Raw genomic sequence first — 1,196 nt, forward strand, 5'->3', positions numbered from 1 at the left:
TTGAGCTGGGGGTGGCCGCAGAGACCAGCGAGAAGCGACTGTTTACTAAAAACACAGGTCCGTGCGAAGCCGTAAGGCGATGTATACGGACTGACGCCTGCCCGGTGCTGGAACGTTAAGGGGACCGGTTAGTCACATTTCGGTGTGGCGAAGCTGAGAACTTAAGCGCCAGTAAACGGCGGTGGTAACTATAACCATCCTAAGGTAGCGAAATTCCTTGTCGGGTAAGTTCCGACCTGCACGAATGGCGTAACGACTTCTCGACTGTCTCAACCATAGGCCCGGTGAAATTGCACTACGAGTAAAGATGCTCGTTTCGCGCAGCAGGACGGAAAGACCCCGGGACCTTTACTACAGTTTGATATTGGTGTTCGGTTCGGCTTGTGTAGGATAGGTGGGAGACTGTGAAGCGGCCACGCCAGTGGTTGTGGAGTCGTCGTTGAAATACCACTCTGGTCGTGCTGGATGTCTAACCTGGGTCCGTGATCCGGATCAGGGACAGTGTCTGATGGGTAGTTTAACTGGGGCGGTTGCCTCCTAAAGAGTAACGGAGGCGCCCAAAGGTTCCCTCAGCCTGGTTGGCAATCAGGTGTTGAGTGTAAGTGCACAAGGGAGCTTGACTGTGAGACCGACGGGTCGAGCAGGGACGAAAGTCGGGACTAGTGATCCGGCGGTGGCTTGTGGAAGCGCCGTCGCTCAACGGATAAAAGGTACCCCGGGGATAACAGGCTGATCTTCCCCAAGAGTCCATATCGACGGGATGGTTTGGCACCTCGATGTCGGCTCGTCGCATCCTGGGGCTGGAGTCGGTCCCAAGGGTTGGGCTGTTCGCCCATTAAAGCGGTACGCGAGCTGGGTTTAGAACGTCGTGAGACAGTTCGGTCCCTATCCGCTGCGCGCGCAGGAATATTGAGAAGGGCTGTCCCTAGTACGAGAGGACCGGGACGGACGAACCTCTGGTGTGCCAGTTGTTCTGCCAAGGGCATGGCTGGTTGGCTACGTTCGGGAGGGATAACCGCTGAAAGCATCTAAGCGGGAAGCCTGCTTCGAGATGAGTATTCCCACCCACTTGATGGGGTAAGGCTCCCAGTAGACGACTGGGTTGATAGGCCGGATCTGGAAGCACGGTAACGTGTGGAGGTGACCGGTACTAATAGGCCGAGGGCTTGTCCTCAGTTGCTCGCGTCCACTGTGTT

At 56.3% G+C, this 1,196-nt stretch carries 1 rRNA gene (cut by a window edge); it reads left to right on the forward strand.

Annotated features, from left to right (window positions below):
- Positions 1 to 1,174 (forward strand): 23S ribosomal RNA (locus tag ACFYX4_RS40945) (its annotated part extends 1,672 nt beyond the left edge of the window); the annotation flags it as partial.
- Positions 1,175 to 1,196: the final 22 nt, after the last annotated feature.

This window comes from Streptomyces sp. NPDC002328 (assembly GCF_042890065.1).
Lineage (GTDB): Bacteria > Actinomycetota > Actinomycetes > Streptomycetales > Streptomycetaceae > Streptomyces.